The organism is Phaeobacter sp. CAU 1743 (assembly GCF_039839315.1).
GTDB classification, from domain to species: Bacteria; Pseudomonadota; Alphaproteobacteria; order Rhodobacterales; family Rhodobacteraceae; genus Phycobacter; species Phycobacter gallaeciensis_A.
This window is the reverse complement of sequence record NZ_JBDOQR010000008.1, coordinates 26,086-51,550: the sequence shown is the minus strand read 5'-3', so window position 1 is coordinate 51,550 and position 25,465 is coordinate 26,086. Positions and strand designations below refer to the sequence as shown.

The following is a 25,465-nucleotide window of genomic DNA, read 5'->3' as shown; positions in this document are numbered from 1 at the left end:
TTACGCAGTAGCGTCTTTCAGACGGTAGAGCGCCTCCAGTGCCTCGCGCGGGGTCAGATCGTCGGGGTGGATACTCTCCAGCAATTCCTCGACAGGTGACGGACCTGCGGCGGGTTTGGGTTGTGGCGGCGGGGCAGCAGCAAAGAGCGGCAGATCGTCGATCTGGATCTTTGCGCCAGCGCCTTCGCGGCTGCCTTGTTCCAGCATATCCAGCACATCGCGCGCCCGTGCCACAACCGAAGCTGGCAGGCCGGCAAGCTGCGCCACCTGCACCCCGTAGGAGCGGTCGGCGGCGCCTTTTTTGACCTCGTGCAGGAAGATCACCTCTCCCTCCCACTCCTTGACGGTGACGGTGGCGTTTTCGACGCCTTCCAGCTTACCGGCCAGTTGGGTCATCTCGTGATAGTGGGTCGCAAACAGGGCGCGGGCCTGGTTCACCTCGTGCAGGTGTTCTAGCGTGGCCCAGGCGATGGACAGCCCATCATAGGTCGCGGTGCCGCGCCCGATTTCATCGAGGATCACCAGAGCACGGTCATCGGCCTGGTTCAGGATTGCGGCGGTTTCCACCATTTCGACCATGAACGTCGAGCGTCCGCGCGCCAGATCGTCCGAGGCCCCGACACGGCTGAACAGCTGGCTGATCAACCCTATATGCGCGGCTTCGGCGGGAACATAGCTGCCCATCTGCGCCAACAGCGCGATCAGCGCGTTCTGCCGCAGGAAGGTCGATTTACCGGCCATGTTGGGACCGGTCAGCAGCCAGATCGCGGCGCCATCCCCGGCCGAGAGATCACAATCGTTGGCGACGAAGGTATCGCCGCCCTGTTGCCGCAGCGCCTGTTCCACCACCGGATGGCGTCCGCCCTCCACGTGAAACGCGCGGGAGGCGTCCACCTTTGGCCGGGTCCAGTTTTCGCCGCGCGCCAGATCGGCCAATGCGGTGACCAGATCCAGCTCTGCCAGCCCCTTGGCAGAGGTGTTGAGCCGCGCAGCGGTGTCCAGAATAGCGGTAGAAAGCCTGTCATAGAGCCGTTTTTCGATCTCCAGCGCCCGGTTTCCTGCGTTCAGGATCCGGGTTTCGATCTCGCTCAGCTCTACCGTGGTGAAACGCACTTGATTTGCGGTAGTTTGACGGTGGATGTAAGTTTCGGACAGCGGCGCTGACAACATCTTCTCCGCATGGGTCGCGGTGGTTTCGATGAAATAGCCCAGCACGTTGTTGTGCTTGATCTTCAGCGAGGTGATGCCGGTGTGCTCCGCATATTTCTGCTGCATCCCGGCGATGATCGAGCGTCCCTCATCGCGCAGGGTGCGGGCCTCATCCAGTTCCGGATCATAGCCGGTCGCGATGAACCCGCCGTCACGGGCCAGCAGCGGCGGATCGGCCATCAGCGCGGCATCAAGCAGCGACAGAAGATCGTCAAAGCCAAGAAGATCACGTACGGCACCCGCGATAAGTTCGGGAAGATCCTGACCTTCGCACATCTCGGCGATGGTTTCGGCCTGCACCAGCCCGTTGCGGATGGCGGCCAGATCGCGCGGACCACCGCGCTCCAGCGCCAGACGGGACAGAGCGCGGTCCAGATCCGGCGTCTTGCGCAGCGCTGCGCGGATGTCCTGCGAAAGCTGCGTCGCCTCGACCGCGAAATCCAGTGCCGCCAATCGCGCGCTGATCACATCCAGCGTGCGCGAAGGGCTGGCCATGCGCTGTTCCAAAAGGCGCGCACCACCGGGGGTGACGGTCCGGTCCACCACCGACAACAGCGATCCGGCGCGCCCGCCCGACAGGGAGCGGGTCAGTTCAAGACTGGCGCGGGTCGAGGCGTCGATCTGCACCACGCGATCCTGCGCCTCCTGTACCGGGGGCTGCAACAGCGGCAGTTTGCCCTTCTGGGTAATCTCCAGATAGTCGATCAGCGCACCCATGGCCGAAACCTCGGCGCGGGTGAAGGTACCGAACCCATCCAGCGCACCGACATTGAACAGGGTACAGATGCGTTTTTCTGCGGCGGTGCTGTCGAAACTTGCCTTGCCCAGCGGGGTCAGCGGGATCTTGTATTCGTCTGCCAGCGGGCGGGTGGCGTCAAAGGACGCGCCATCGGCGACGATCAGTTCCGAGGGTGCCAGTCGCGCCAGTTCCGGCGACAGGCGCACGCGGGCGATGGGCATCACGTGAAACGCTCCGGTGGAAATATCCGCCCAGGCCAGGGCCGCTTCGTCGCGCAACTCGGAATAGGAGACCAGGAAGTTGTGGCGCCGCGCTTCGAGCAGGGAATCCTCGGTCAGCGTGCCGGGGGTCACCAGCCGCACCACATCCCGTTTCACCACGGATTTGGAGCCGCGTTTCTTGGCTTCGGCCGGGCTTTCCAGCTGTTCGCCTACCGCGACGCGGAACCCCTTGCGGATCAGGGTCAGCAGATACCCTTCGGCGGCATGCACGGGAACGCCGCACATGGGAATATCCTCGCCGTCGTGTTTGCCCCGTTTGGTCAGGGCGATGTCCAGCGCCTCGGCGGCATTGACCGCGTCGTCAAAGAACATCTCGTAGAAATCGCCCATCCGATAAAAAAGCAACGCATCGGGATGCGCTGCTTTGATCTCAAGATATTGCGCCATCATGGGCGTAACGGTCATGCGAGCTCCCCCGGGGTTATTTGCCCGACATTTACAATGCGGACGGTCCAAGGAAAACCCGATTACCCGGATTTGCAATCTGTTGCTCAGCCCCTGGCGGGGCGGCGTTGATCAGAACAGCACGCCGATCGATTGCGGGCTGTAGTTCGCAATCGACAAAGAGGTGGTGCCCAGCTGCTTTTGCACATCAAGCGCAACCAGCCGCGCCGCGGATTCCTCGATATTGGCATCCACCAAGGCGCCGATCCCCTTCTTTGTGGCATCGGCAATATCTCGCACGGTTTCGTTCTGCCCCGAAATTCCACTGGCTGCGGCACCAAGCGCGGCAGCCCCCTCGACAGCGAAGCGCAGGAAGCCGGTGAACTCACTCAACGCGGCTTGGGCGCTTGCCTGATCGGTGATCTGGGTACGGTTATTGATATCGAATTGCGCGCTGCCCTCGAAATCGGCGCTCTCCACTTCGAGCAAGGACAGATCAGGTCCGGCGGGCAGCGACAGTCCGGTGGCGCCGTTGCCATCCACGTCCGTGGCCAGAAGGTTGACACCGTTGAACTGTGACGCGGAAATGATCGAATTGACCTGTTCGGTCTTTTGGGCCAGCTGCGCTTCGATCTTGGAATAGTCAACCAGACCGCTGCTCGCGGTGAGCGCCAGTTCCCTCATCTCCTGTACCACATCCGAGATCTGTTCCGCGCCCGCCGATGCGACGGCAACGGTTGCTTCGCCCAGCGACAAAGCCTTTGATGTGGCCTGCAGCCCGGAGACATCGGAGTCCATGATTTGCGAAATCGCCCAGAGCGCGGCGTTGTCCTTGGCGGTGTTCACCTCTTTGCCGGTTGCGACGTCATCCTGGACGGCTTCCAATTGCTGTGTCGTCCCCCCCAGCAAATGCAGCGCTGTGGCGGCGCCGGTATTGGAGTTGATACTTGTCATATCGTGCATCCCAAATTTACCCTGCCCGCCGGTATTGCGGCGGCGGGTGTGACTTTCTCAGAAATGGTCGTATGCCGTTCTGACATGCGCTGTTCACGCGTTGGCTTGCGGCCCGAGGGCCATGCCCCACGCAGAAACGCGTTAAGCTTTATTAATGGAATATAGCGCAGATCAGTCGAGATTGTGGCGAAAAGCTGACGGAATCTATCAAGTTTTATTTGAAATATTATTGCTTTTTAGGGGTCGTTTTCTTTCCGGATCGGATTGAGAGGGACGCAGGGCTGGGATAAGACTGTGCCCGATTAGGAGAGGACACCTACAGCCCATGCCCAAAGCGAAGATCACAAACGAAGAGGCGCTTGCCTTCCATCTGGAGCCGACACCAGGCAAATGGGAAATCAATGCGACCGTCCCGATGACCACGCAGCGGGATCTCTCCCTGGCCTATTCCCCCGGTGTTGCGGTGCCATGCGAAGCGATCGCGGCGAACCCGGAAACCGCCTATGATTATACCAACAAGGGCAACCTGGTGGCTGTCATCTCCAACGGGACGGCGGTTTTGGGGCTTGGAAACCTGGGCGCGCTGGGATCGAAACCGGTGATGGAGGGGAAGTCTGTCCTGTTCAAACGCTTTGCCGATGTGAACTCGATCGACATTGAGCTCGACACCGAAGATCCGGACAAGTTCATCGACGCGGTCAAGCTGATGGGCCCGACCTTTGGCGGCATCAACCTTGAAGACATCAAGGCGCCCGAGTGTTTCATCATCGAGCAGCGCCTGAAGGAAGAGATGGATATCCCCGTCTTCCATGACGACCAGCACGGTACTGCCGTGATCTGTGCGGCGGGCCTGATCAATGCGCTGCATATCTCGGGCAAAAAGATCGAAGACGTGAAAATCGTGCTGAACGGCGCGGGCGCGGCGGGCATCGCCTGTATCGAGCTGCTGAAATCCATGGGCGCGCGGCACGACAATTGCATCGTCTGCGACACCAAGGGTGTAATCTATCAGGGCCGTACCGAAGGTATGAACCAGTGGAAGTCGGCCCATGCGGTCAAGACTGAGCTGCGGACGCTTGAGGAAGCAATGGAAGGCGCCGATGTTTTCCTTGGCGTGTCGGTCAAAGGCGCGGTGACGCAGGAGATGGTTGCCTCCATGGCCGACAACCCTGTGATCTTTGCCATGGCAAACCCGGATCCCGAAATCACCCCGGAAGAGGCCCACGAGGTCCGCGTCGACGCCATCGTCGCCACGGGCCGCTCGGACTATCCCAACCAGGTGAACAACGTTCTGGGTTTTCCCTACCTGTTCCGCGGCGCGCTGGACATCAATGCGCGCGCCATCAACGACGAGATGAAGATCGCTTGTGCTCATGCGCTGGCCGCATTGGCGCGCGAGGATGTGCCGGATGAGGTGGCGCTTGCTTATGGCAAATCGCTGACTTTTGGTCGCGATTACATCATCCCGACACCGTTTGATCCGCGTCTGATCCACCGGATTCCCCCAGCCGTGGCCAAGGCGGGCATGGACACGGGTGCCGCGCGTCGTCCCATCATCGACATGGAAGCCTATGAGATCAGCCTGAAAAGCCGGATGGACCCGACGGCCTCGATCCTGCGCGGCCTCAACGCCCGCGCGCGTTCGGCTCAGTCGCGGATGATCTTTGCCGAGGGCGACGATCCCCGGGTGCTGCGCGCTGCCGTTACCTATCAGCGGTCCGGCTTTGGCAAGGCGCTGGTTGTTGGCCGTGCCGATGATGTGAAGGCCAAGCTGGAGGCCGCCGGCCTTGGCGATGCGGTGCGCGAGCTGGAGGTGGTCAATGCTGCCAACACCCAGCATTTCGACACCTACAAGGATTTCCTGTTCAACCGCCTGCAACGCAAGGGCTTCGACCGTAAGGATATCCACCGTCTGGTGGGCCGTGACCGGCACGTCTTCTCGGCGCTGATGCTGGCGCATGGGCATGGCGATGGTCTGGTCACCGGTGCCACCCGGAAATCCGCGCATGTTCTGGATCAGATCAACCACGTCTTTGATGCCGATGCGAAACACGGCGCGGCCGGCGTGACCGCGTTGCTGCATAAGGGCCGGATCGTGCTGATTGGCGATACGCTGGTGCATGAATGGCCGGATGAGAACGATCTGGCAACGATTGCCGAACGCGCGGCTGGTGTGGCCCGGCACATGGGGCTGGATCCTCGCGTGGCCTTTGTCAGCTTCTCGACCTTTGGTTATCCGGTGTCCGAGCGGGCGGAAAAGATGCATATCGCCCCGGGCGTTCTGGACAAGCGCGGCGTCGATTTCGAATACGAAGGCGAAATGACCGTGGATGTGGCGCTGAATGCCAAGGCGCAGGAGAATTACCCGTTCCAGCGTCTGTCGGGCCCCGCCAACATCCTGATCGTGCCTGCCCGGCACTCGGCCTCCATCTCGGTCAAGCTGATGCAGGAAATGGGCGGTGCCACCGTGGTTGGCCCGATCCTGGCGGGCGTGGATAAGCCGATCCAGATCTGCTCGACCACCTCGACCGCTAATGACGTGCTGAACATGGCGGTTCTGGCTGCCTGCAACATCGGCTAGGCGGTAACGATGGCAATCTGGAACCTGGGCTCGATCAACGCTGACATGGTCTACGCGCTGCCGCATCTACCGGTGGCGGGTGAGACATTGGCAGCCTCGGGTCTGGACCAGTTTCTGGGCGGCAAGGGGGCCAATATGTCGGTCGCCGCCGCCCGGGCCGGTAGCCACGTCTGCCACATCGGTGCTGTCGGCGCTGATGGCAGATGGGCGGTGGACCGCCTGCTGGAGTACGGCGTCGACACCCGCCATATCGCGCAGATCGACACGCCCACGGGCCATGCCATCATTGCCGTGGATCAGGACGGCGAAAACCAGATCATCCTGTTTCCCGGAGCCAACCGCGCGATCAGCCCGGATCAGATCGGTCAGGCCCTGTCGGCTGCCTCTGCCGGGGATATTCTGGTGATGCAGAACGAAACCAACCTGCAGGTCGATGCAGCGCGGATGGGCCGTGATCTGGGGCTGCGGGTGGCCTATGCGGCGGCGCCTTTTGACGCGGCAGCGGTTGCAGCGGTCTTGCCGCATCTGGATCTTTTGTTCCTGAATGCGGTAGAGGCGCGTCAATTGCAGGATGCAACCGGCAATCCGCCCGAGGCGCTGGGCGTTGAAGATGTGATCGTTACCCTTGGGGCAGAGGGGGCGCGCCATTTCCATGGCACCACAGGCGCGGTGCAGGATATTCCAGCCATGCCGGTCACCCCGGTCGATACCACCGGGGCAGGAGACACCTTTACCGGTTATGTCCTTGCCGGTCTGGATCTCGGAATGCCGATGGCGCAGGCCATGGCGCAAGCCTCCCGCGCGGCGGCCCTGATGGTGACTCGCCATGGCACCGCCGATGTCATTCCCGATCTGAAAGAGGTTCAGGACAGTCGGCTTTGATGCCTCCCCGGACCCGTACTGAGCCTACCGAACGGGTAGAATTGTAACGCCGGTCGATCCGGTTTCTCTTGTTATTCTCGGTGATTTAATCGGGCGATATTCTGGTCTGCTCATGCGCCCGGGATCCGTCCGCCCATGGTTCTGAAATCGTAACTTATTCGAATAAATGCTAAATATGGAGCCAAGGTTCAGGCGGCTTCCCAATACCCGTAGGTGCGAAAAGATCAACATATCGTGATTTAAGTATGCAAATTCTTAAGCCTCTTCGCGCTAGGAAAAGACTCTGTTGATAGGAGTTTTTAATGATGTCCCTCAGAATGCGGATTGTTGTTGCGCTGTTGGTCAGTTCTTTGGTTGCGATCGCGATTGTCACTGTGCCTTTGTTCATGGGCCTGGGGACAGTCTCGGATGAGGGAACACTCCGCGAGCTGCGTCAGTTCGAGGCCCGTGTCAGTTCCGAGATCGAAGGGCGCCAGCGGCTCGCCCTGACCACGGCCCAGACCGTGGCTGCCATGTCGGACGTGCAGCGCGCCGTGGCAGAGCAGGACCGAGACACGCTTGACCGGATTTTCGCCCAAAACTTCAAAGGACTGGCAACGAGTGCCGGGATCGCTCAGTTCCAGTTTCACACTCCAGAGGCGCTGTCTCTGTTCCGGGTGCACAAGCCCGAGAAGTTTGGCGATGACCTATCCGGGTTCCGCCATTCCGTTGTTGCCGCGAACAAGACGCAGGCGCCAGTTTCAGGCCTTGAACGGGGACGCGCGGGCATCGGTATCCGCGGCATCGCCCCGATCAGCCATGATGGCAGCCACGTGGGCAGCGTCGAAATCGGCCTCAAATTCGACAGCGCCCTGGTTCAAAGCCTGACCGAAGGGGGCGATTCCGCGCTTGAAATCTATCTGTTGCCAGACAGCGATATCAGTTCGTTCTCCAGCACTGGCGAAGGGATCCGCCGACTGACCGGAAGTTACGACGGTCCCGCGCTTCTGGATGCGGCTGCCATTGCAGGTTTTGTGAAAGGCGAGGCGGCAGAGACGTCGGACTATGACCTTGGCGGCCATGCCTATGCGGGCAGCCCGTTTGAAATCCGTGATTTCTCCGGAAATCTGGTTGCCGTGGGCAATGCGCTTGTCCCCTTGGATGCGATCACGGCGATCACCAATACGATCCGCAACACCGGTATCGGCGCGGCCATCGTGGCGATGGTTCTGGCCGGCGCCATGGCGCTGGGTCTGGGGAAATGGCTGTGTGGTCTGCTGAACCGGATCAGCAACCGGATGATTTCCCTGTCCGAGGGCAATCTGAACATCGAGATGACAGGCCTGCCGGACAAAGGCGAAATCGGCGACATGGCCCGCAGTCTGGGCGTCTTCCATGCGGCCTTGGTTCGCCAGCGTGAGATGGAGCAGACTCAAAAGGCACATAGTGAAAATCAGGCCAAGGTCGTTGCCAGCCTCGGCGCGCGGCTGTCGGAACTCTCAAGCGGTGATCTGACAACCCGCATCTCCGACCGGTTCCCCGAGGATTACGAACAGTTGCGTCTGGATTTCAACCGAACCGTTGAAAATCTGAACGGCACGGTGACGAAAGTGGTGGAATCCGCCTCCAGCATCCGCAACGGCGCGGCTGAGATCAGCCAGTCTTCGGATGATCTGTCACACCGCACCGAGAGCCAGGCCGCAACGCTCGAAGAAACCGCTGCTGCGCTGGACGAGCTGACGGCGTCGGTCAAATCCGCTGCCGACGGCGCTCGCAGCGTTGAAAACATCATGAACGAGGCCAAGAAAGAGGCCGAGAACAGTGGTGTCGTGGTGCAAAGTGCGGTCTCGGCGATGACCGAGATCGAGCAATCCTCGACGCATATCGCCCAGATCATCAGTGTCATCGACGACATCGCTTTCCAGACCAACCTTCTGGCGCTGAACGCGGGGGTCGAGGCCGCCCGTGCAGGCGAAGCAGGCCGAGGTTTTGCCGTGGTTGCCTCCGAAGTGCGGGCTTTGGCACAGCGGTCCTCGGATGCGGCGATGGAAATCAAGACTCTGATCGGCGATAGCTCGAGACAGGTGGAACGCGGTGTGGATCTGGTTGGCAAGGCCGGCGAGGCCCTGCAGAACATTGTCGAGCGGGTGAACCATATCTCTGGTCTGGTCACCGACATCGCTGAAGGCGCTGTGGAGCAATCGACGGGCCTTGGTGAGATCAACACCGGCGTGGTGCAGCTGGATCAGGTGACTCAGCAGAACGCCGCCATGGTGGAAGAGGCCACCGCAGCAGGGCACATGCTGAACAGTGACGCCACCAAGCTGGCCGAGCTGGTTGCTCATTTCAAAATCGCAGCCGGTGGTATTATCACGGCAATGCCCAACACCCCTGAAGCAGCGCCAAGCATGCCAACGGCCCATGGGGATGCGGACTGGGACTTCAGCGACGCGACACCTGCCGCTGCCACGGATGGCAACGCGGCCCTCGACAAGTGGCAGGATTTCTAAAGCCGGAAGCAGGGCTGAATATCAGTCTGTGCTAAGAACAAGACATCACTCAAGGGCGCCCTGCGGGGCGTCTTTGAACATCTGAAACTGAAGGGGGTTCCGACAAAGGATTATGGTGCCCAGGAGAGGACTCGAACCTCCACGTCCATACGGACACTAGCACCTGAAGCTAGCGCGTCTACCAATTCCGCCACCTGGGCAGGTGTCGTGCAGCGGCGTATACGCACCGGCGGCAGGAGCGTCAAACGGATTTTTGCATCGGGTGGCAATTTGCAGCCGGATTCCGGGCCACACGGCCCGGAGCCTGTGAAGGCCGGGGCCTGTGGCGGCGGTAAAGCCAGCGATTTATCATGAAACTGTGGGTCCGGACACGATTTTGCGCCTTGTTTGAAACCCGCTGGCCCGGTAGATCGGGTCAAGAGCTAACTGCAGGAGCCAAAAGATGTCCAAACTGGTCACGATCTATGGCGGATCTGGTTTTGTCGGTCGATACATTGCGCGCCGGATGGCCAAGGAAGGCTGGCGGGTCCGGGTCGCCGTGCGCCGCCCGAACGAGGCGATGCATGTAAAACCCTACGGTGTCCCTGGTCAGGTTGAGCCTGTCTTCTGCAATATCCGCGACGATGCCTCTGTCGCGGCGGTGATGCAGGGCGCGGATGCGGTTGTGAACTGCGTCGGCGTTCTGAACGAGCTGGGCAAGAATACCTTTGATGCCGTCCAGGCCGAAGGCGCGGGCCGCATCGCCCGGATCGCTGCCGGACAGGGTGTCCAGCAGCTGGTACATATCTCTGCGATTGGCGCCGATGCCGAAAGCGACAGCGACTATGCCCGCAGCAAGGCCGCGGGCGAAGCCGCCGTTCAGGAGGCTTTCCCGGCTGCAGTGATCCTGCGCCCCTCGATCATCTTTGGCACCGAAGATCAGTTCTTCAACCGCTTCGCCTCGATGACACGGCTGTCGCCCGTGCTGCCAATTGCCTGCGGTAAGACCCTGTTCCAGCCGGTCTATGTGGATGATGTGGCGCGCGCCGCCGTTGCCGGTGTGCTGGGCCAGGCCGACCCGGGTATTTACGAGCTGGGCGGGCCGGAAGTGAAGAGCTTTGCCGCGCTGATGCAGGAGATGCTGTCGGTTATCCATCGCCGTCGTCTGGTGCTGTCGCTGCCGCGATTTGTTGCCGGTATCGTGGCTTTCGGGTTTGACGTGCTACAGGCCGCCAGCTTCCAGCTGATCGAGAACAAGGTGCTGACCCGCGACCAGCTGAAGAACCTGCGCCGCGACAATGTGGTATCTGAGGGCGCCAAAGGGTTCGCCGATCTGGGGATCGAGCCGGAACTGATGGGGCCGATCCTGCCGGATTACCTGTGGAAATTCCGTCCCTCCGGGCAATACGACGTGATGACCGCTTCGGCCCGCAATCTGAAGGGCGACGCCTGATCGCATTGGCGGCAGGCCCACATAAGATCATGAAGCGCGGTCCATCTGGTGCCGCGCTTTTTCTTTGTCTGATCGGCGCAGAAGGATCTCAGCTATAGGCGACGATCAGCAGCACAACGCCCAGAATCACCCGGTAGATCACATAAGGCGTGAAGCTGACCGATTTCAGCAACCTCATCATCAGGCTAAGGGCTGCAAGGGCCGATATCAGCGCCAGCACGGCGGCGATCGCGGCGTCGCGCATCAGGGCGGTGTTGGCCTCAACCGCGACTTCGGCGCCGAGCAGCACCCCCGAAGCGATAATGGTCGGGATCGACATCAGCATGGCGATCCGTGCGCCCTCGGTGCGGGTATAGCCCAACTGCCGGGCACCGGTGATGGTGATGCCGGACCGCGAGGTGCCGGGGATCAGCGCGATCATCTGCCACAGCCCCATGATCAGCGCATCACGCAGGCCCCAGTCTTGTGCAGATTTCAAACTCGCGCCCTTCTGATCAGCCACATAAAGGACAATGCCAAAGATCAGCATGGTCCAGCCAATGACAGCGGTGGAGCGCAGCGCGTCGCTGAAGCCGGTGAAATGCAGGGCGGCGCCGAACAGGACGGTGGGGATGGTTGCGACGATCAGCCCCAGCGCCAGCCGGGCACCTTCGGTGTCTACATGTCCGCAGGCCAGACGTGGCAACCCTATCAGGCCGGTGCGCACATCCTGCCAGAAATAGATCACCACGGCCGCCAGCGTGCCGACGTGAACGGCGACGTCGATCACCTGCCCCTGATCGTCCAGCCCGGTCAATGCAGGCAGCAGAATCAGGTGCCCGGAGGAGGAAATCGGCAGGAATTCGGTGATGCCCTGAATGAGGGCGACCAGGACGAGTTGAAAGAGAGGCATGGTCGGGCGCTCCTGTATCGGACCGGAGGGGTCCTAAGCGGTCAATTTTATTTATTAAATTTGCGCCTCGATGGGAAGTACGCCACTTAGGTCCGATTCGGATCTAAAATCACTGTACTTTTTTGCTCCAGCGGGTATCAGAAAGCGAGAACTGATAAAGTAGGTCAGTACAGTTGACTTTTAATCCGCCGCGCTTCGATCTATGACGACCGGAGCAAGCTAAAAATGGAGTCCCCCCGTGGCCAAGCAACCAATGCTCAAATTCGTGCAGATCGAACGCGACATGCCCGAGAAGCGGACCGCGGAAGCGCGCAAGGAAGATTTCGACGAAATCTATGCGGAGTTCGCCCAGGCGAAGGCAGAAGAGCAGGCCAGCCGCTGCAGCCAGTGTGGCGTGCCCTATTGCCAGTCCCATTGTCCGCTGCACAACAACATCCCCGACTGGCTGCGCCTGACCGCGACCGGCCGCTTGGAAGAAGCCTATGCCACTAGCCAGGCGACCAATACATTCCCGGAAATCTGCGGCCGCATCTGCCCGCAGGACCGCCTGTGCGAAGGCAACTGTGTCATTGAGCAATCCGGCCATGGCACGGTCACCATCGGCGCGGTGGAGAAATACATCACTGACACCGCCTGGGAAAACGGCTGGGTCAAACCCTTTGCGCCGCTTCATGAGCGTAGCGAAAGCGTTGGCATCATCGGTGCCGGCCCCGGTGGTCTGGCAGCTGCGGACATGCTGCGCCGCGCGGGCGTGCAGGTCACCATCTACGACCGCTATGACCGGGCCGGCGGGCTGCTGACCTACGGCATTCCCGGCTTCAAGCTGGAAAAAGACGTGGTGATGCGCCGCAACAAACTGCTCGAAGACAGCGGCGTTACCTTCGTGATGAACTGCAACGTGGGCGAGGACATCTCCTTTGCTGATCTCCGGGCCAAGCATGACGCGGTGATCATCGCCACCGGCGTCTACAAATCCCGCGATCTGGCCATGCCGGGCAGCGGCGCGGCAGGCATCGTCAAGGCGATCGACTTCCTGACCGTCTCCAACAAGCGCAGCTTTGGCGACACGGTTGCCGAATTCGACAGCGGTGAGCTGAATGCCGAAGGCAAGAAGGTCGTCGTGATCGGCGGCGGTGACACCGCGATGGACTGCGTGCGGACCTCGATCCGCGAAGGCGCGACATCGGTGAAATGTCTCTACCGCCGCGACCGTGCCAACATGCCCGGTTCGCAGCGCGAAGTGCAGAACGCCGAGGAAGAAGGCGTCGTCTTTGAATGGCTGTCGGCGCCCAAGGGATTTGCCGATGCGGATGGCAAGGTGACTGGCGTGATGGTGCAGAAGATGCGCCTGGGTGCCCCCGATGCCACCGGCCGTCAGGCCCCCGAGGTGATCGAAGGTGCCGACTATGTCGAAGAGGCCGATCTTGTGATCAAGGCGCTGGGCTTTGAACCGGAAGATCTGCCGACCCTTTGGGGCCAGCCCGAATTGCCGGTCACCCGCTGGGGCACCGTCAAGGCCGAGTTCAAATCCGGCGCAACCGATCTGCCCGGCGTCTATGCCGTGGGCGACATCGTGCGCGGTGCGAGCCTGGTGGTCTGGGCCATCAAGGACGGCCGTGACTGCGCCGAGGCGATTCTGGAGCGGTTCAACGCAAAGGCAGCCGTCGCAGCTGAATAAACAAAGACTTCGGTCCCACGCGGATGCGCGCCCCTGAAACAGGCGAGGCGCCCCCGCCAGGCAAAGGAAAATGACATGACGAAATATGATGCAGAATGGGTCCGCGCCGAAGAAGCCAAGCGCAAGTGGATGGCTGAAAACGGTCTCTATTCCGAGGAAGAAGAGCATTCTTCCTGCGGTGTGGGTCTGGTCGTCTCGCAGGATGGCAGCGCCAGCCGCAAGGTGGTCGAAGCCGGTATCAACGCGCTGAAGGCGATCTGGCACCGCGGTGCGGTCGATGCCGATGGCAAGACCGGCGATGGTGCGGGCATCCACGTGCAGATCCCGGTTCCCTTCTTCTATGACCAGATCAAGCGCACCGGCCACGAGCCGCACACCGATCAGCTGATCGCGGTTGGTCAGGTCTTCCTGCCGCGTACCGATTTCGGGGCTCAGGAAACCTGCCGGACCATCGTGGAAACCGAAGTTCTGCGCATGGGCTATTACATCTATGGCTGGCGCCACGTGCCCGTCGATGTGACCTGCCTGGGTGAAAAGGCTAACGCCACCCGCCCCGAGATCGAGCAGATCCTGATCTCCAACTCCAAGGGCGTGGACGAAGACACCTTTGAGCGGGAACTCTACGTGATCCGCCGCCGGATCGAGAAAGCAGCAGCCGCTGCCGGGATTGGTGGCCTTTATATCGCGTCGTTGTCCTGCCGGTCGATCATCTACAAGGGCATGATGCTCGCCGAACAGGTTGCGGTTTTCTATCCCGACCTGATGGACGAACGCTTTGAATCTGCCTTTGCGATCTATCACCAGCGCTATTCCACCAATACCTTCCCGCAGTGGTGGCTGGCACAGCCGTTCCGCATGCTGGCCCACAATGGTGAGATCAACACGCTGAAGGGCAACGTCAACTGGATGAAGAGCCATGAGATCCGCATGGCCTCCTCCACCTTTGGCGACTACGCCGAGGACATCAAGCCGATCATCGCGGGCGGGTCTTCCGACTCGGCGGCGCTGGATTCGGTGTTTGAGGTTCTGGTGCGCGCGGGCCGCTCGGCTCCGATGGCGAAAACCATGCTGGTACCCGAAAGCTGGTCGAAACAGGCGGTCGAACTGCCCGAAGCCTGGCGCGACATGTATTCCTACTGCAACTCCGTGATGGAGCCCTGGGATGGCCCGGCCGCGCTGGCAATGACCGATGGTCGCTGGGTCTGCGCCGGTCTGGATCGTAACGGCCTGCGCCCGATGCGCTATGTCGTGACTGGCGATGGTCTGGTGATCGCGGGGTCCGAAGCGGGCATGGTTCCTATCGACGAAGCCAACGTGGTGGAAAAGGGTGCGCTTGGCCCTGGTCAGATGCTGGCCGTGGACATGAAAAAGGGCAAGCTGTTCCACGACACCGAGATCAAGGACAAGCTGGCCGCCGCGCTGCCGTTCGGCGAGTGGGTTGAAAAGATCAACGATCTGGACGAGTCGCTTGCCACGGTGACGGAAAAGCCGCTGTTCCAGGGTGAAGAACTGCGCCGCCGCCAGATTGCTGCCGGTTACACCATCGAAGAACTGGAACAGATCCTTGCGCCGATGGCTGAGGATGGCAAGGAAACCCTCGCTTCGATGGGCGACGACACCCCGTCGGCGGTTCTCTCCAAGAAATACCGCCCGCTGTCGCATTTCTTCCGTCAGAACTTCAGCCAGGTGACCAACCCGCCGATTGACTCCCTGCGTGAATACCGGGTTATGTCGCTGAAAACGCGGTTCGGGAACCTCAAGAACGTTCTGGATGAGGATAGCAGCCAGACCGAGATCTTCGTTCTGGAAAGCCCCTTTGTCGGCAACGCCCAGTGGGACAAGCTGATGGAGAGCCTCAACGCGCCGCTGGTCGAGATCGACTGTACCTTCGTGGCAGGCAAAGGCTCGCTGAATGCGGCGCTCCAGCGCATTCGCGCCGAGGCTGAAGAGGCAGTGCGATCCGGCTCTGGCCATATCGTTCTGACCGACCAGCATTCGAATGCGGACAAGGTTGCAATGCCGATGATCCTGGCGACCTCCGCCGTGCATTCGCATCTGACCCGCAAGGGTCTGCGGACTTTCTGTTCGCTGAACGTGCGTTCGGCCGAGTGTATCGACCCGCATTACTTTGCGGTGCTGATCGGTTGTGGCGCCACCGTGGTGAACGCCTATCTGGCCGAGGATTCGCTGGCAGACCGTATCGAACGCGGCCTCTTGGACGGCAGCCTGACCGAGAACGTCAGCCGCTACCGCGAAGCCATCGATCAGGGCCTCTTGAAGATCATGGCCAAGATGGGCATCTCGGTGATCTCCTCTTACCGTGGCGGTCTCAACTTCGAGGCCGTAGGCCTGTCCCGCGCCATGTGCGCCGAATACTTCCCGGGCATGACCAGCCGGATTTCCGGCATCGGTGTGTCGGGTATTCAGGTCAAGGCTGAGGAAATCCACGGCACCGCATGGGCAGAGCAGCAGAACGTTCTGCCGATTGGCGGCTTTTACAAGGCGCGTAAATCGGGTGAGACCCATGCCTGGGAAGCCAGCTCGATGCATATGCTGCAGATGGCCTGCAACAAGGCGTCCTACGAGATGTGGAAGCAGTATTCGGCCAAGATGAAGAGCAATCCGCCGATCCATCTGCGTGACCTTCTGGACATCAAGCCGCTGGGCAAACCGGTGCCGCTGGAGGAAGTGGAAAGCATTACCGCGATCCGTAAACGCTTTGTGACGCCGGGCATGTCGCTGGGGGCGCTGTCGCCCGAGGCACACAAGACGCTGAACGTCGCGATGAACCGCATCGGCGCCAAATCGGACTCCGGTGAGGGTGGCGAGGATCCGGCACACTTTGTGCCCGAACCCAATGGCGACAACCCGTCGGCCAAGATCAAACAGGTGGCTTCGGGCCGTTTCGGTGTCACCGCCGAATACCTGAACCAGTGTGAAGAGCTGGAGATCAAGGTCGCTCAGGGCGCCAAGCCGGGTGAAGGTGGTCAGCTGCCGGGGATGAAGGTTACCGACCTGATTGCCCGCCTGCGCCATTCGACCAAGGGCGTGACGCTGATTTCGCCGCCGCCGCACCACGATATCTACTCGATCGAGGATCTGGCGCAGCTGATCTATGACCTGAAACAGATCAACCCGCGCTGCAAGGTGACGGTGAAACTGGTGGCTTCCTCTGGTGTTGGCACCATTGCTGCTGGCGTTGCCAAGGCGAAGGCCGACATCATCCTGATCTCGGGCGCCAATGGCGGCACCGGTGCTTCGCCCGCGACCTCGATCAAATTCGCGGGTCTGCCCTGGGAAATGGGTCTGACCGAAGCGCATCAGGTTCTGGCGATGAACAACCTGCGGGGCCGCGTGACTCTGCGCACCGATGGTGGTCTGCGCACCGGACGCGACATCGTCATGGCCGCGATGATGGGCGCCGAGGAATACGGCATCGGTACCGCCGCGCTGATCGCCATGGGCTGCATCATGGTGCGTCAGTGCCAGTCGAACACCTGCCCGGTGGGCGTCTGCACCCAGGACGAAAGCCTGCGTGACAAGTTCACCGGCAACGCCGACAAGGTGGTGAACCTGATCACCTTCTACGCGCAGGAAGTGCGGGAAATCCTCGCTTCCATCGGTGCGCGCAGCCTGGATGAAGTGGTTGGCCGTGCGGATCTGCTGGCGCAGGTCTCCCGCGGGTCGGCGCATCTCGATGATCTCGACCTCAACCCGCTGCTGATCACCGTCGATGGCTCTGCAAGCATCGTCTACAACCGCGACAAGGACCGCAACGCGGTGCCGGATACGCTGGATGCGGAAATCGTGCGCGATGCGGCGCGGTTCCTGCAGGATGGCGAAAAGATGCAGCTGTCCTATGCGGTGCAGAACACTCACCGCACCGTGGGCACCCGCACGTCGAGCCATATCGTGCGCAACTTCGGAATGCGCAATTCCTTCCAGCCCAACCACCTGACGGTGAAGCTGCAAGGCTCGGCCGGTCAGTCCCTGGGGGCCTTTGCGGCGCCGGGTCTGAAACTGGAAGTGTCCGGTGATGCCAACGACTATGTCGGCAAGGGCCTGTCGGGTGGCATGATCGTCGTGCGTCCGCCGATGGCCTCGCCGCTGGTGGCAAGCGACAACACCATCGTTGGCAACACCGTGCTTTATGGCGCTACGGACGGTTACCTGTTCGCAGCGGGCCGCGCGGGCGAACGTTTCGGGGTCCGCAACTCGGGTGCCAAGGTGGTGATCGAGGGCTGCGGTTCCAACGGTTGTGAGTATATGACCGGCGGTGTTGCGGTCATCCTGGGTTCCATCGGCGCCAACTTTGGTGCGGGCATGACCGGGGGTATGGCCTATCTCTATGACCCCGAGGGTAAGGCCGAGACCATGATGAACATGGAATCGCTGGTTACCTGCACGGTCACCGTGGCGCATTGGGAAGCGCAGCTGAAAGGCCTGATCGAGCGTCATCTTGAGGAAACCGGAAGCCGCAAGGCCGCCGAGATCCTGCAGCACTGGGACATCGAAAAGGGTAATTTCCTGCAGGTCTGCCCCAAGGAGATGCTGAACAAGCTGGCGCATCCGATCTCGGAAGAGCAGGCTGCCGTTCCCGCCGAATAAGCCGAACGAAAACAACGCTATCGAATTGTCCCGCAGGCGACCCGCCTGCGGGGCTTTTTCTTTTTGGGGCGTGTTTCTCCGAGTCACCCAAGCAGCAAGCCCCGGTGCCCGCATCGCCTGATGCCCTGCCTGTCCCGGGACAGGACCGGTTCAAGCACAATGGCGGTTTCCCCGCCTGCGGCGCGGAGCCTCCGCAATTCTGCCTGAGCCGTCCCTTTGTCCCGTGCCCGTTTTGGGCATGCGATGAGGGCTCCGGAGCAGCAGGCGGATTTCACGGTGGCAGCCACGGGTGGCTCTGCCGTATAGAGGGGGTATGGCGAAGGCAGCGAAGAAAAAGCCGGGCCCGCGCAGTGCGTCTTTGCTGCGCCGGATGACCTGGCCCTTGAGGTGGGTGCGCAAATGGGTTCTTAGAGCCTTTTTTGCGGCTGCCCTGCTGGCTGTGGCGTTGGTGGCGCTCTATTCGGTGGTGAACCCGCCGATCACCCATACGATCTGGAGCGAACAGCGCAGGCTGGGTGAGGTGGATCGGGAATGGGTCCCGTTTGACCATATCGCGCCGGTCATGGCGCGCTCCGTGGTGGCGGCGGAAGATGCGCGGTATTGCCAGCATTGGGGCATTGATGTCACCGCGATCCGCGCGGCACTGGCTGAGGGCGGTCAGCGTGGCGGGTCGACGATTTCCCAGCAGGTGGTGAAGAACGTATTCCTCTGGCAGGGACGCAGCTGGATCCGCAAGGCGCTGGAAACACTGATGACTCCGCTGGTCGAGGCGATCTGGAGCAAACGGCGCATTCTGGAGGTCTATCTGAACGTCGCGGAGATGGACGAAGGCGTCTTTGGTGTCGAGGCGGCGGCGCGGCAGTATTTCGGCGTCGGCCCGGATGCTTTGTCCGCGCGTCAGGCGGCGCTGATCGCGGCGGTGCTGCCGGATCCCAAGGGTAGATCGGCGTCGCGGCCGTCGAAATTCGTCCGTCAGCGGGCGGCGCAGATCCGGGATGGGGCGGCCACCATCCGCGCAGATGGGCGATCAGCCTGTTTCGAGGATTGAAACTTTTGCCGCAAGCGGGCATTGCTGGTTCTATCCCGCACGCTTCAGGAGACACCACCCGCCAATGGCACGCCTGTATCATGTCCCGCTCTCACCGTTTTGTCGCAAGGTCCGCTTGTCGCTGGCGGAAAAGAAGATCGAGGTCGAACTGGTCGAAGAACGCTATTGGGAGAAAGATCCCGATTTCCTGCGGCGCAACCCGGCGGCCAAGGTTCCGGTGGTGCGCCTTGATGGCAAGATGATGTCGGAAAGCGCGGCGATCTGCGAATACTTGGAGGAAAGTCGCCCCGAGCCGTCGCTGATGCCATCCGATCCCGATGGCCGCTATGAGGTGCGCCGTCTGGTCAGCTGGTTCGATGACAAGTTCCACCACGAGGTGACCTCGAAACTGCTGTATGAGCGGGTCAACAAGAAGGTCACCGGCGAAGGCTATCCTGACAGCCGCAACGTCAAGGCCGGTGCGCGGGCGATCAAGTATCACCTGGATTACATGGCCTGGCTGCTGGATCACCGGCGCTGGCTGGCGGGGGACAGCATGACGCTTGCGGATTTTGCTGCCGCTGCGCATCTGTCATCGCTCGATTATATCTCCGATGTGGATTGGAACCGCTCTGCCGCCGTGAAGGATTGGTATGCCAAGATCAAGTCGCGCCCGGCGTTCCGGTCGATCCTGGCTGATCAGATCCCCGGCTTCCGGCCGCCACCGCATTATGCTGACCTCGATTTCTGATCTGCGCCCGCCGGTGTTGGCATGAGTGCTGCCCTGAAGGAAAAGCTGACCCGCCAGGCGCTGGACGAGGGGTTCGTCGCTTGCCGGATCTGCCGCCCGGGGGATGTACCCGAGGTGCCTGCGCGGCTGCAGGCCTTTCTGGAGGCGGGGTATCACGGGCAGATGGGCTGGATGGCGGAGCGTAGCCATTGGCGCGGTGATCCGGCGCAGCTGTGGCCCGAGGCGAAATCGGTGATCATGCTCGCCGAAAGCTATACCCCCGACGAAGACCCGATGGCGGTTGTCGGTCAGAAGGACCGGGGCGCGGTCTCGGTCTATGCACGCGGCAAGGATTACCATGATCTGGTCAAGAAACGCCTGAAACGTCTGGCTCGCTGGCTGATTGCCGAGGCGGAGAAGGCGGGCGATCCTGCCGAGGTGAAGGTTTTTGTCGATACTGCGCCGGTGCCGGAGAAGCCGCTGGGGCAGGCGGCCGGGCTGGGCTGGCAAGGTAAACATACCAATCTGGTCAGCCGGGACTGGGGCAACTGGGCCTTCATAGGCTCTGTTTTCACCACGCTGGAGCTGCCGGTCGATGCGCCAGAGCGGGATCATTGCGGCTCCTGCCAGTCCTGCCTTGTGGCCTGTCCGACAGATGCCTTTCCCGCACCCTATCAACTGGATGCACGGCGCTGCATTTCCTATCTGACGATCGAGTACAAAGGCCCGATCGACGAAGAGCTGCGCGGCAAGATGGGCAACCGGATCTATGGCTGTGACGATTGTCTGGCCGCTTGCCCGTGGAACAAATTCGCGGTTGCAGCCAGCGACATGCGTTATGCCGCCCGCGAGGGGCTCAGCGCGCCGCGTCTGGCCGATTTGGCGGCGCTGGACGATACGGCGTTCCGGGCGATGTTCTCGGGCTCGCCGATCAAGCGGATCGGGCGGGATCGGTTTGTGCGCAATGTTCTATATGCCATCGGCAATTCGGGCGATCCCGCCCTTGGCCCGGTGGCGGCGCGGCTGACCGAGGATGCGGATCCCGTGGTCGCCGATGCCGCGCGCTGGGCGGTGCAGCGCATCAAAGGGAGTTGAAGCTTTTCACGCCTGTCGCGCCAGCGGCAGGCACGCGTCCGCCCGCCGCATGGCGGGCGATTAGGTGACATGCCTCAGTTGATCCATTGTTTCAGGCTCAGCCCGAAAAGTTCTAGCGGCCCTTCCAGACCGGATCGCGTTTTTCGGCAAAGGCGCGGGCGCCTTCCATCTGGTCTTCGCTGTCATAGAGCACATCGACCGAGCGCAATTGCCGCTGGGTGATCCGGTTCATCGCGTCCTGGAACTTGGAATCTTCGGCATCGCGCACGATTTCCTTGATCGCCGCATAGACCAGCGGCGGTCCCGAGGCGAGCAGCCGGGCCAGCTCCCAGGCGCGGTCCATCAGCTGATCGGCGGCGACGATTTCATTCACCAGACCCCAACGGTTCGCCTCTTCCGCGTCGAACCAGCGCCCGGTGAGCAAAAGCTCCATGGCGATGTGATAGGGGATGCGTTTGGGCAGTTTGATCGAGGCCGCATCGGCAACCGTGCCCGAACGGATTTCCGGCAGGGCAAAGGTGGCGTGATCGGCGGCGATGATCATGTCGGCTGACAGCGCCAGTTCCAACCCACCGCCACAGGCGATGCCGTTCACCGCTGCGATCACCGGTTTGTTCATCTCGCGCATTTCCTGCAGGCCGCCGAAACCGCCAACGCCGTAGTTGCCATCGACGGCATCGCCATCAGCGGCAGCCTTCAGATCCCAGCCGGGGCAGAAGAACTTGTCACCGCCACCTGTCACGATGGCCACGCGCAATTCGGGATCATCGCGGAATTCGCGGAACACCTCGCCCATGATGACGCTGGTCTTCAGGTCGATGGCATTGGCCTTGGGCCGGTCCAGCGTCACCTCAAGGATGGCGCCTTCGCGGCGGGTTTTGACGGGGCTCTGTGCGGTCTCTGTGTCGGTCATCTCATCCAGTCCTTTCTGCGCATCAGCGCATCCGCCGCGATGGCATCGTCGGCGGTACAAATCAGCGGGTTGATCTCAATCTCTTCCAGTCCTTCGGCGTGGTCCAGTACATAAGAGCTGACCGCGCGAACGGCGCGCAGGATGGCCGCGTGGTCTGCGGCTGGTCTGCCCCGGTAGCCGTCGAGCACCTGGGCGATCCGCAGGGAGCCGAGTGCAGCCTCGATGGCCGCGTCGCTGGCGGGCATCAGCAGCGAGACGCTGTCCTGCATCAATTCGGTCAGGGTGCCACCAGCGGCCAGGGTCAGGACAAAGCCATGTGCTGGATCCTTCACCACGCCGATCAGCAGTTCGGCCACCGCATCCGTGATCATCTCCTCGACCAGGAAGGAGGAGGCAGGCATCTGCTCGGCGGCCGCGCTTACGGCGCCGCCGGACATCAGGTTCAGAACCACGGCGCCCGCCTCGGTCTTGTGGGCGACGCCTTCACCTTTGAGCGCGACCGGATAGCCGATGTCAGCTGCGCTGGCGCGCGCCGCGCCCGGTGTTTTTGCGCGATGGGATTTCGGGATGCGCAGGCCGTAATCCGCAAGGCGCCGCTTGGCTTCGGCCTCGGGGATCAGATCGGGATCTACCGTTGGCGTGGGCAGCAACAGCGGCTCGGCGGCGGGCAGGGGGGATCCTGCGGCAGCTTCGCAGGCGATGATCGCTTCACGCAATCCGCAGAAGGGCACCACGCCTGCCGCCATCAGCTGCGCCGCGACTTCTTCGGGCAGCAGTTCGGGCAGGGAGGCTACCATTCCCACATTGGCGCCGGTCTGCTGGCGGGCGCCAATCGCGGCCTCAATCGCGCAGTCCCAGTCCGCGGCCGAGCAGCGATCGGGGCGCGGGAAATCGACGATCAGCAGGGTCATCGCCAGCGATGGGTCCATCATCGCGGAAAAGGCGCGGGTCATCGCATCGACGTCGCGCCAGATATAGGTGTGGTAATCCAGGGGGTTGGCCAGGGCCACCATCGGCCCCAGCGCCGCGCGCAGGTTGGTCGTCTGGCGCTCGTTTAGCGGCGGAAAGATCACATCAAGGTCATGGGCTGTATCCGCCGCCAGACTGGCCTCGCCGCCAGAACAGCTGATCGAGGCGATCCGGTTTGAGGCGAGAGGCCCGGTGACGTGCAGCAGTTTCAGCGTCTCAAGGAAAGAAGAGAGATCATCGAGCCGTGCAATGCCAAGGCGGGCGAGCAGCGCCGTAGCCCCTGCATCCCCCCCGGCGACCGATGCGGTATGGGAGACGGTCGCTGCCTGGGCCTCGGCTGATTTTCCAACCTTGAGGGCAACAATGGGTTTGCCCAGTTCCCGGGCACGCTGGGCGAGGGCCTCGAAGGCCCGCAGATCGCCAAAGCCTTCGATATGCAGACCAAGGGCCGTCACCCGGTCGTCTTCCAGCAGGGCGGCGCCAATGTCGGCGATGCCGGACTGGGCCTGATTGCCCGCTGTCACCACATAGGCAAGGGGCAGACCACGTTGCTGCATGGTGAGGTTGATGGCGATGTTCGAACTTTGGGTGACGATGGCCACACCGCTGTCGGTGGGTTGCCCGCCATGCTGGTCCGGCCACAAAAGCGCGCCGTCCAGATAGTTGATGAACCCATAGCAGTTCGGTCCGAGAATCGGCATCTCGGCCGCGGCCTCCAGCAGCCGGGCCTGCAGGTCAGCGCCTTCGGCATCCTCGGCTTGGGCCTCGAGGAAACCGGAGGCGAAACAGACCGCGCCGCCGGCATTCCGGGCGGAAAGGTCGGCGACGATATCCACAGTGGCAAAGCGGTTCACCCCGATGAAACTGGCATCCGGTGCAGCGGGCAGATCCGCCACCGATGCATAGGCGGGCAGACCTGCGATCTCTTCGGCCTTGGGGTGAACCGGCCAGATCTGGCCAGCGAATCCCATCGACCGGCATTGCTCAACCACCAGCCGACACCAGTCGCCGCCGCCAATGACGGCGATTGTTTCGGGCCGCAACAGTCGTGACAGGCGCGGAGTCATGCTGAAACTCCATGCAAACTGAAAAATTTTGGGCCAAGGGCGGAATTATAGCCGCGCTGATAACGTTTCATTAACGAAATGATCCCTTTATGGTTGTGCGGATTGAGTAGGGATGCTTTAGACCGCGATTTCAGAACGCCCCCCGGTTCCTTTTGGGTCCGGGGGGTTGTCGTTTTTGAACTGCCTTTTTTCCCGGGAGATCTCTGCACTTTGGTTGCACAGGAACCCGACGGTATCAGGTCTGCGACAGAGGCGTACCGTAAACAGGTCGCGAAATCTGACCCAAATCCGGTGCTCATCCAATGAGTGAAAAACGGCCGGTGGCAGGGAAATATGGTCTTCACCACCGGGGGTTACCCGCCCAGAGGACGCAGCAACTCCCGGCTGATGATGTGGCGCTGGATTTCGCTGGTGCCTTCCCAGATCCGTTCAACCCGGGCATCGCGCCAGATACGCTCAAGCGGCAGCTCGTCCATCAGGCCCATGCCGCCGTGAATCTGGATCGCCTCATCCGCGACCATGGCCAGCATTTCAGTCGCCTTCAGTTTCGCCATGGACATGTCGCTTTCGGTGACGCTGCCCTGATCGAATTTCCAGCCTGCTTCCCAGGTCAGAAGGTTTGCTGCCTTCAGCTCGGTTGCCATATCCGCCAGTTTGAAGGACACGCCCTGGAATTTGCCGATCTGCTGGCCGAATTGCTTACGCTCGGCGGAGTATTCTACCGCGTGCTGCAGGGCGCGCTCGGCGCGGCCCAGGCAGGTGGCCGCGACTTGCAGACGGGTTGCACCCAGCCAGGTGTTGGCGACCTCAAACCCCTTGTCGACCTCGCCCAGAATGGCGGATTTCGGCAGGCGGCAATCGTCGAATTCCAGCACCGCGTTGGTATAGCCGCGGTGGCTGACATTGCGGTAGCCGTCGCGCACGCTGAAGCCTGGCGTGCCCTTGTCGACGAAAAACGCTGTGATCTTCTTCTTCGGACCGCGCGGGGTATCCTCTTCGCCGGTGGCCATGAAGACGATGGCGAAATCGGCAATATCGGCGTGGCTGATGAAATGCTTGGTGCCGTTGAGGATGTAATCATCCCCATCTGCCCGCGCCGTGGCGGTCATGCCGCGCAGGTCCGATCCGGCGCCCGGCTCTGTCATCGCCAGGCAATCCCATTTTTCACCCTTCATGCAGGGATAGAGGTATTTTTCCTTCTGCTCGTCGGTGCCGGCCAGCAGGATGTTCGACGGGCGTGCAACGCAGGTCCAGTGCAGCGCGTAATTGGCGCGGCCCAGTTCCTTTTCATACATCAGCCAGCTGAGCGTATCGAGCCCGGCGCCACCCACCTCTTCGGGCATGTTGGCGGCATAAAGACCCGCTTCCATCGCCTTGGCCTGCAGCTCCTTGATCAGTTCCATCGGCAGATGACTGCTGCGCTCCACCTCAAGCTCATGCGGGTACAGCTCTTTTTCGACAAAGGCGCGGGTGGTGTCGACGATCATCGACTGTTCTTCGGTCATCCCAAACTGCATCTGCGGAATCCTTCTTGT

15 protein-coding genes and 1 tRNA gene are annotated in these 25,465 nt (G+C 61.5%); 9 read left to right on the top strand and 7 right to left on the bottom strand.

What is annotated here, in order from left to right:
* Window positions 1–2,634 (bottom strand): DNA mismatch repair protein MutS, encoded by a 2,634-nt coding sequence (gene mutS / locus AAFO90_RS05070; RefSeq protein WP_347508723.1) that lies wholly within the window; start codon window positions 2,632–2,634, stop codon window positions 1–3.
* A gap of 111 nt (window positions 2,635–2,745) precedes the next feature.
* Complete coding sequence (locus tag AAFO90_RS05065; protein ID WP_347508722.1) at window positions 2,746–3,567, bottom strand: flagellin; 822 nt, start codon at window positions 3,565–3,567, stop codon at window positions 2,746–2,748.
* Window positions 3,568–3,892: 325 nt separating this feature from the next.
* Between AAFO90_RS05065 and AAFO90_RS05060 the strand changes: the two genes are divergently transcribed.
* From AAFO90_RS05060 to AAFO90_RS05050, 3 genes are all read left to right on the top strand, one after another.
* A complete protein-coding gene (locus tag AAFO90_RS05060) occupies window positions 3,893–6,148 on the top strand; it encodes an NADP-dependent malic enzyme (RefSeq protein WP_065271990.1) in 2,256 nt (751 codons plus the stop codon).
* Window positions 6,149–6,157: 9 nt separating this feature from the next.
* Complete coding sequence (locus AAFO90_RS05055; RefSeq protein WP_347508721.1) at window positions 6,158–7,030, top strand: ribokinase; 873 nt, start codon at window positions 6,158–6,160, stop codon at window positions 7,028–7,030.
* Window positions 7,031–7,332: 302 nt separating this feature from the next.
* Window positions 7,333–9,519: a methyl-accepting chemotaxis protein gene (locus tag AAFO90_RS05050; RefSeq protein ID WP_347508720.1), complete on the top strand. Its 2,187-nt coding sequence runs from the start codon at window positions 7,333–7,335 to the stop codon at window positions 9,517–9,519.
* A 113-nt stretch (window positions 9,520–9,632) separates the two neighbouring features.
* On the opposite strand, the gene AAFO90_RS05045 is transcribed toward AAFO90_RS05050, so the two are convergent.
* Window positions 9,633–9,719 (bottom strand) — tRNA-Leu (locus AAFO90_RS05045).
* A 242-nt stretch (window positions 9,720–9,961) separates the two neighbouring features.
* Between AAFO90_RS05045 and AAFO90_RS05040 the strand changes: the two genes are divergently transcribed.
* Window positions 9,962–10,951 carry a complex I NDUFA9 subunit family protein gene (locus tag AAFO90_RS05040; protein ID WP_347508719.1) on the top strand — a complete coding sequence of 330 codons (990 nt, stop codon included), beginning with the start codon at window positions 9,962–9,964 and terminating at the stop codon, window positions 10,949–10,951.
* Window positions 10,952–11,039: 88 nt separating this feature from the next.
* Here the strand turns inward: AAFO90_RS05040 and AAFO90_RS05035 are convergent, their stop codons facing one another.
* Window positions 11,040–11,843 carry an undecaprenyl-diphosphate phosphatase gene (locus AAFO90_RS05035; protein ID WP_347508718.1) on the bottom strand — a complete coding sequence of 268 codons (804 nt, stop codon included), beginning with the start codon at window positions 11,841–11,843 and terminating at the stop codon, window positions 11,040–11,042.
* Between the two features lie 238 nt (window positions 11,844–12,081).
* Between AAFO90_RS05035 and AAFO90_RS05030 the strand changes: the two genes are divergently transcribed.
* From AAFO90_RS05030 to queG, 5 genes are all read left to right on the top strand, one after another.
* Window positions 12,082–13,521 (top strand): NAD(P)-dependent oxidoreductase, encoded by a 1,440-nt coding sequence (locus AAFO90_RS05030; RefSeq protein ID WP_065271985.1) that lies wholly within the window; start codon window positions 12,082–12,084, stop codon window positions 13,519–13,521.
* A gap of 75 nt (window positions 13,522–13,596) precedes the next feature.
* A complete protein-coding gene (gltB, locus tag AAFO90_RS05025; RefSeq protein ID WP_347508717.1) occupies window positions 13,597–18,129 on the top strand; it encodes a glutamate synthase large subunit in 4,533 nt (1,510 codons plus the stop codon).
* A gap of 313 nt (window positions 18,130–18,442) precedes the next feature.
* The gene (gene mtgA, locus AAFO90_RS05020) at window positions 18,443–19,177 is read left to right on the top strand and encodes a monofunctional biosynthetic peptidoglycan transglycosylase (RefSeq protein ID WP_065271983.1); all 735 of its coding nucleotides are present in this window, start codon (window positions 18,443–18,445) and stop codon (window positions 19,175–19,177) included.
* Window positions 19,178–19,241: 64 nt separating this feature from the next.
* Entirely contained in the window at window positions 19,242–19,907 is a 666-nt protein-coding gene (locus AAFO90_RS05015) for a glutathione S-transferase family protein (protein ID WP_065271982.1), read from the top strand.
* A 21-nt stretch (window positions 19,908–19,928) separates the two neighbouring features.
* Entirely contained in the window at window positions 19,929–20,981 is a 1,053-nt protein-coding gene (gene queG / locus AAFO90_RS05010; protein WP_347508716.1) for a tRNA epoxyqueuosine(34) reductase QueG, read from the top strand.
* Between the two features lie 112 nt (window positions 20,982–21,093).
* Here queG and AAFO90_RS05005 read toward each other — a convergent pair whose 3' ends face one another.
* From AAFO90_RS05005 to AAFO90_RS04995, 3 genes are all read right to left on the bottom strand, one after another.
* Window positions 21,094–21,894 carry a carnitinyl-CoA dehydratase gene (locus tag AAFO90_RS05005; RefSeq protein WP_347508715.1) on the bottom strand — a complete coding sequence of 267 codons (801 nt, stop codon included), beginning with the start codon at window positions 21,892–21,894 and terminating at the stop codon, window positions 21,094–21,096.
* The gene (locus AAFO90_RS05000) at window positions 21,891–23,930 is read right to left on the bottom strand and encodes an acetate--CoA ligase family protein (protein WP_347508714.1); all 2,040 of its coding nucleotides are present in this window, start codon (window positions 23,928–23,930) and stop codon (window positions 21,891–21,893) included. The genes AAFO90_RS05005 and AAFO90_RS05000 overlap by 4 nt, the downstream gene beginning before the upstream one ends.
* Before the next feature lie 353 nt (window positions 23,931–24,283).
* Window positions 24,284–25,447: an acyl-CoA dehydrogenase family protein gene (locus tag AAFO90_RS04995; RefSeq protein ID WP_347508713.1), complete on the bottom strand. Its 1,164-nt coding sequence runs from the start codon at window positions 25,445–25,447 to the stop codon at window positions 24,284–24,286.
* Between the last annotated feature and the right edge of the window lie 18 nt (window positions 25,448–25,465).

Bases quoted from the DNA above. Each gene is read 5' to 3' on its own strand.
- mutS (WP_347508723.1), bottom strand. From the start codon at position 2,634: ATGACCGTTACGCCCATGATGGCGCAATATCTTGAGATCAAAGCAGCG.
- AAFO90_RS05065 (WP_347508722.1), bottom strand. From the start codon at position 3,567: ATGACAAGTATCAACTCCAATACCGGCGCCGCCACAGCGCTGCATTTG.
- AAFO90_RS05060 (WP_065271990.1), top strand. From the start codon at position 3,893: ATGCCCAAAGCGAAGATCACAAACGAAGAGGCGCTTGCCTTCCATCTG.
- AAFO90_RS05055 (WP_347508721.1), top strand. From the start codon at position 6,158: ATGGCAATCTGGAACCTGGGCTCGATCAACGCTGACATGGTCTACGCG.
- AAFO90_RS05050 (WP_347508720.1), top strand. From the start codon at position 7,333: ATGATGTCCCTCAGAATGCGGATTGTTGTTGCGCTGTTGGTCAGTTCT.
- AAFO90_RS05040 (WP_347508719.1), top strand. From the start codon at position 9,962: ATGTCCAAACTGGTCACGATCTATGGCGGATCTGGTTTTGTCGGTCGA.
- AAFO90_RS05035 (WP_347508718.1), bottom strand. From the start codon at position 11,843: ATGCCTCTCTTTCAACTCGTCCTGGTCGCCCTCATTCAGGGCATCACC.
- gltB (WP_347508717.1), top strand. From the start codon at position 13,597: ATGACGAAATATGATGCAGAATGGGTCCGCGCCGAAGAAGCCAAGCGC.
- mtgA (WP_065271983.1), top strand. From the start codon at position 18,443: ATGGCGAAGGCAGCGAAGAAAAAGCCGGGCCCGCGCAGTGCGTCTTTG.
- AAFO90_RS05015 (WP_065271982.1), top strand. From the start codon at position 19,242: ATGGCACGCCTGTATCATGTCCCGCTCTCACCGTTTTGTCGCAAGGTC.
- queG (WP_347508716.1), top strand. From the start codon at position 19,929: ATGAGTGCTGCCCTGAAGGAAAAGCTGACCCGCCAGGCGCTGGACGAG.
- AAFO90_RS05005 (WP_347508715.1), bottom strand. From the start codon at position 21,894: ATGACCGACACAGAGACCGCACAGAGCCCCGTCAAAACCCGCCGCGAA.
- AAFO90_RS05000 (WP_347508714.1), bottom strand. From the start codon at position 23,930: ATGACTCCGCGCCTGTCACGACTGTTGCGGCCCGAAACAATCGCCGTC.
- AAFO90_RS04995 (WP_347508713.1), bottom strand. From the start codon at position 25,447: ATGCAGTTTGGGATGACCGAAGAACAGTCGATGATCGTCGACACCACC.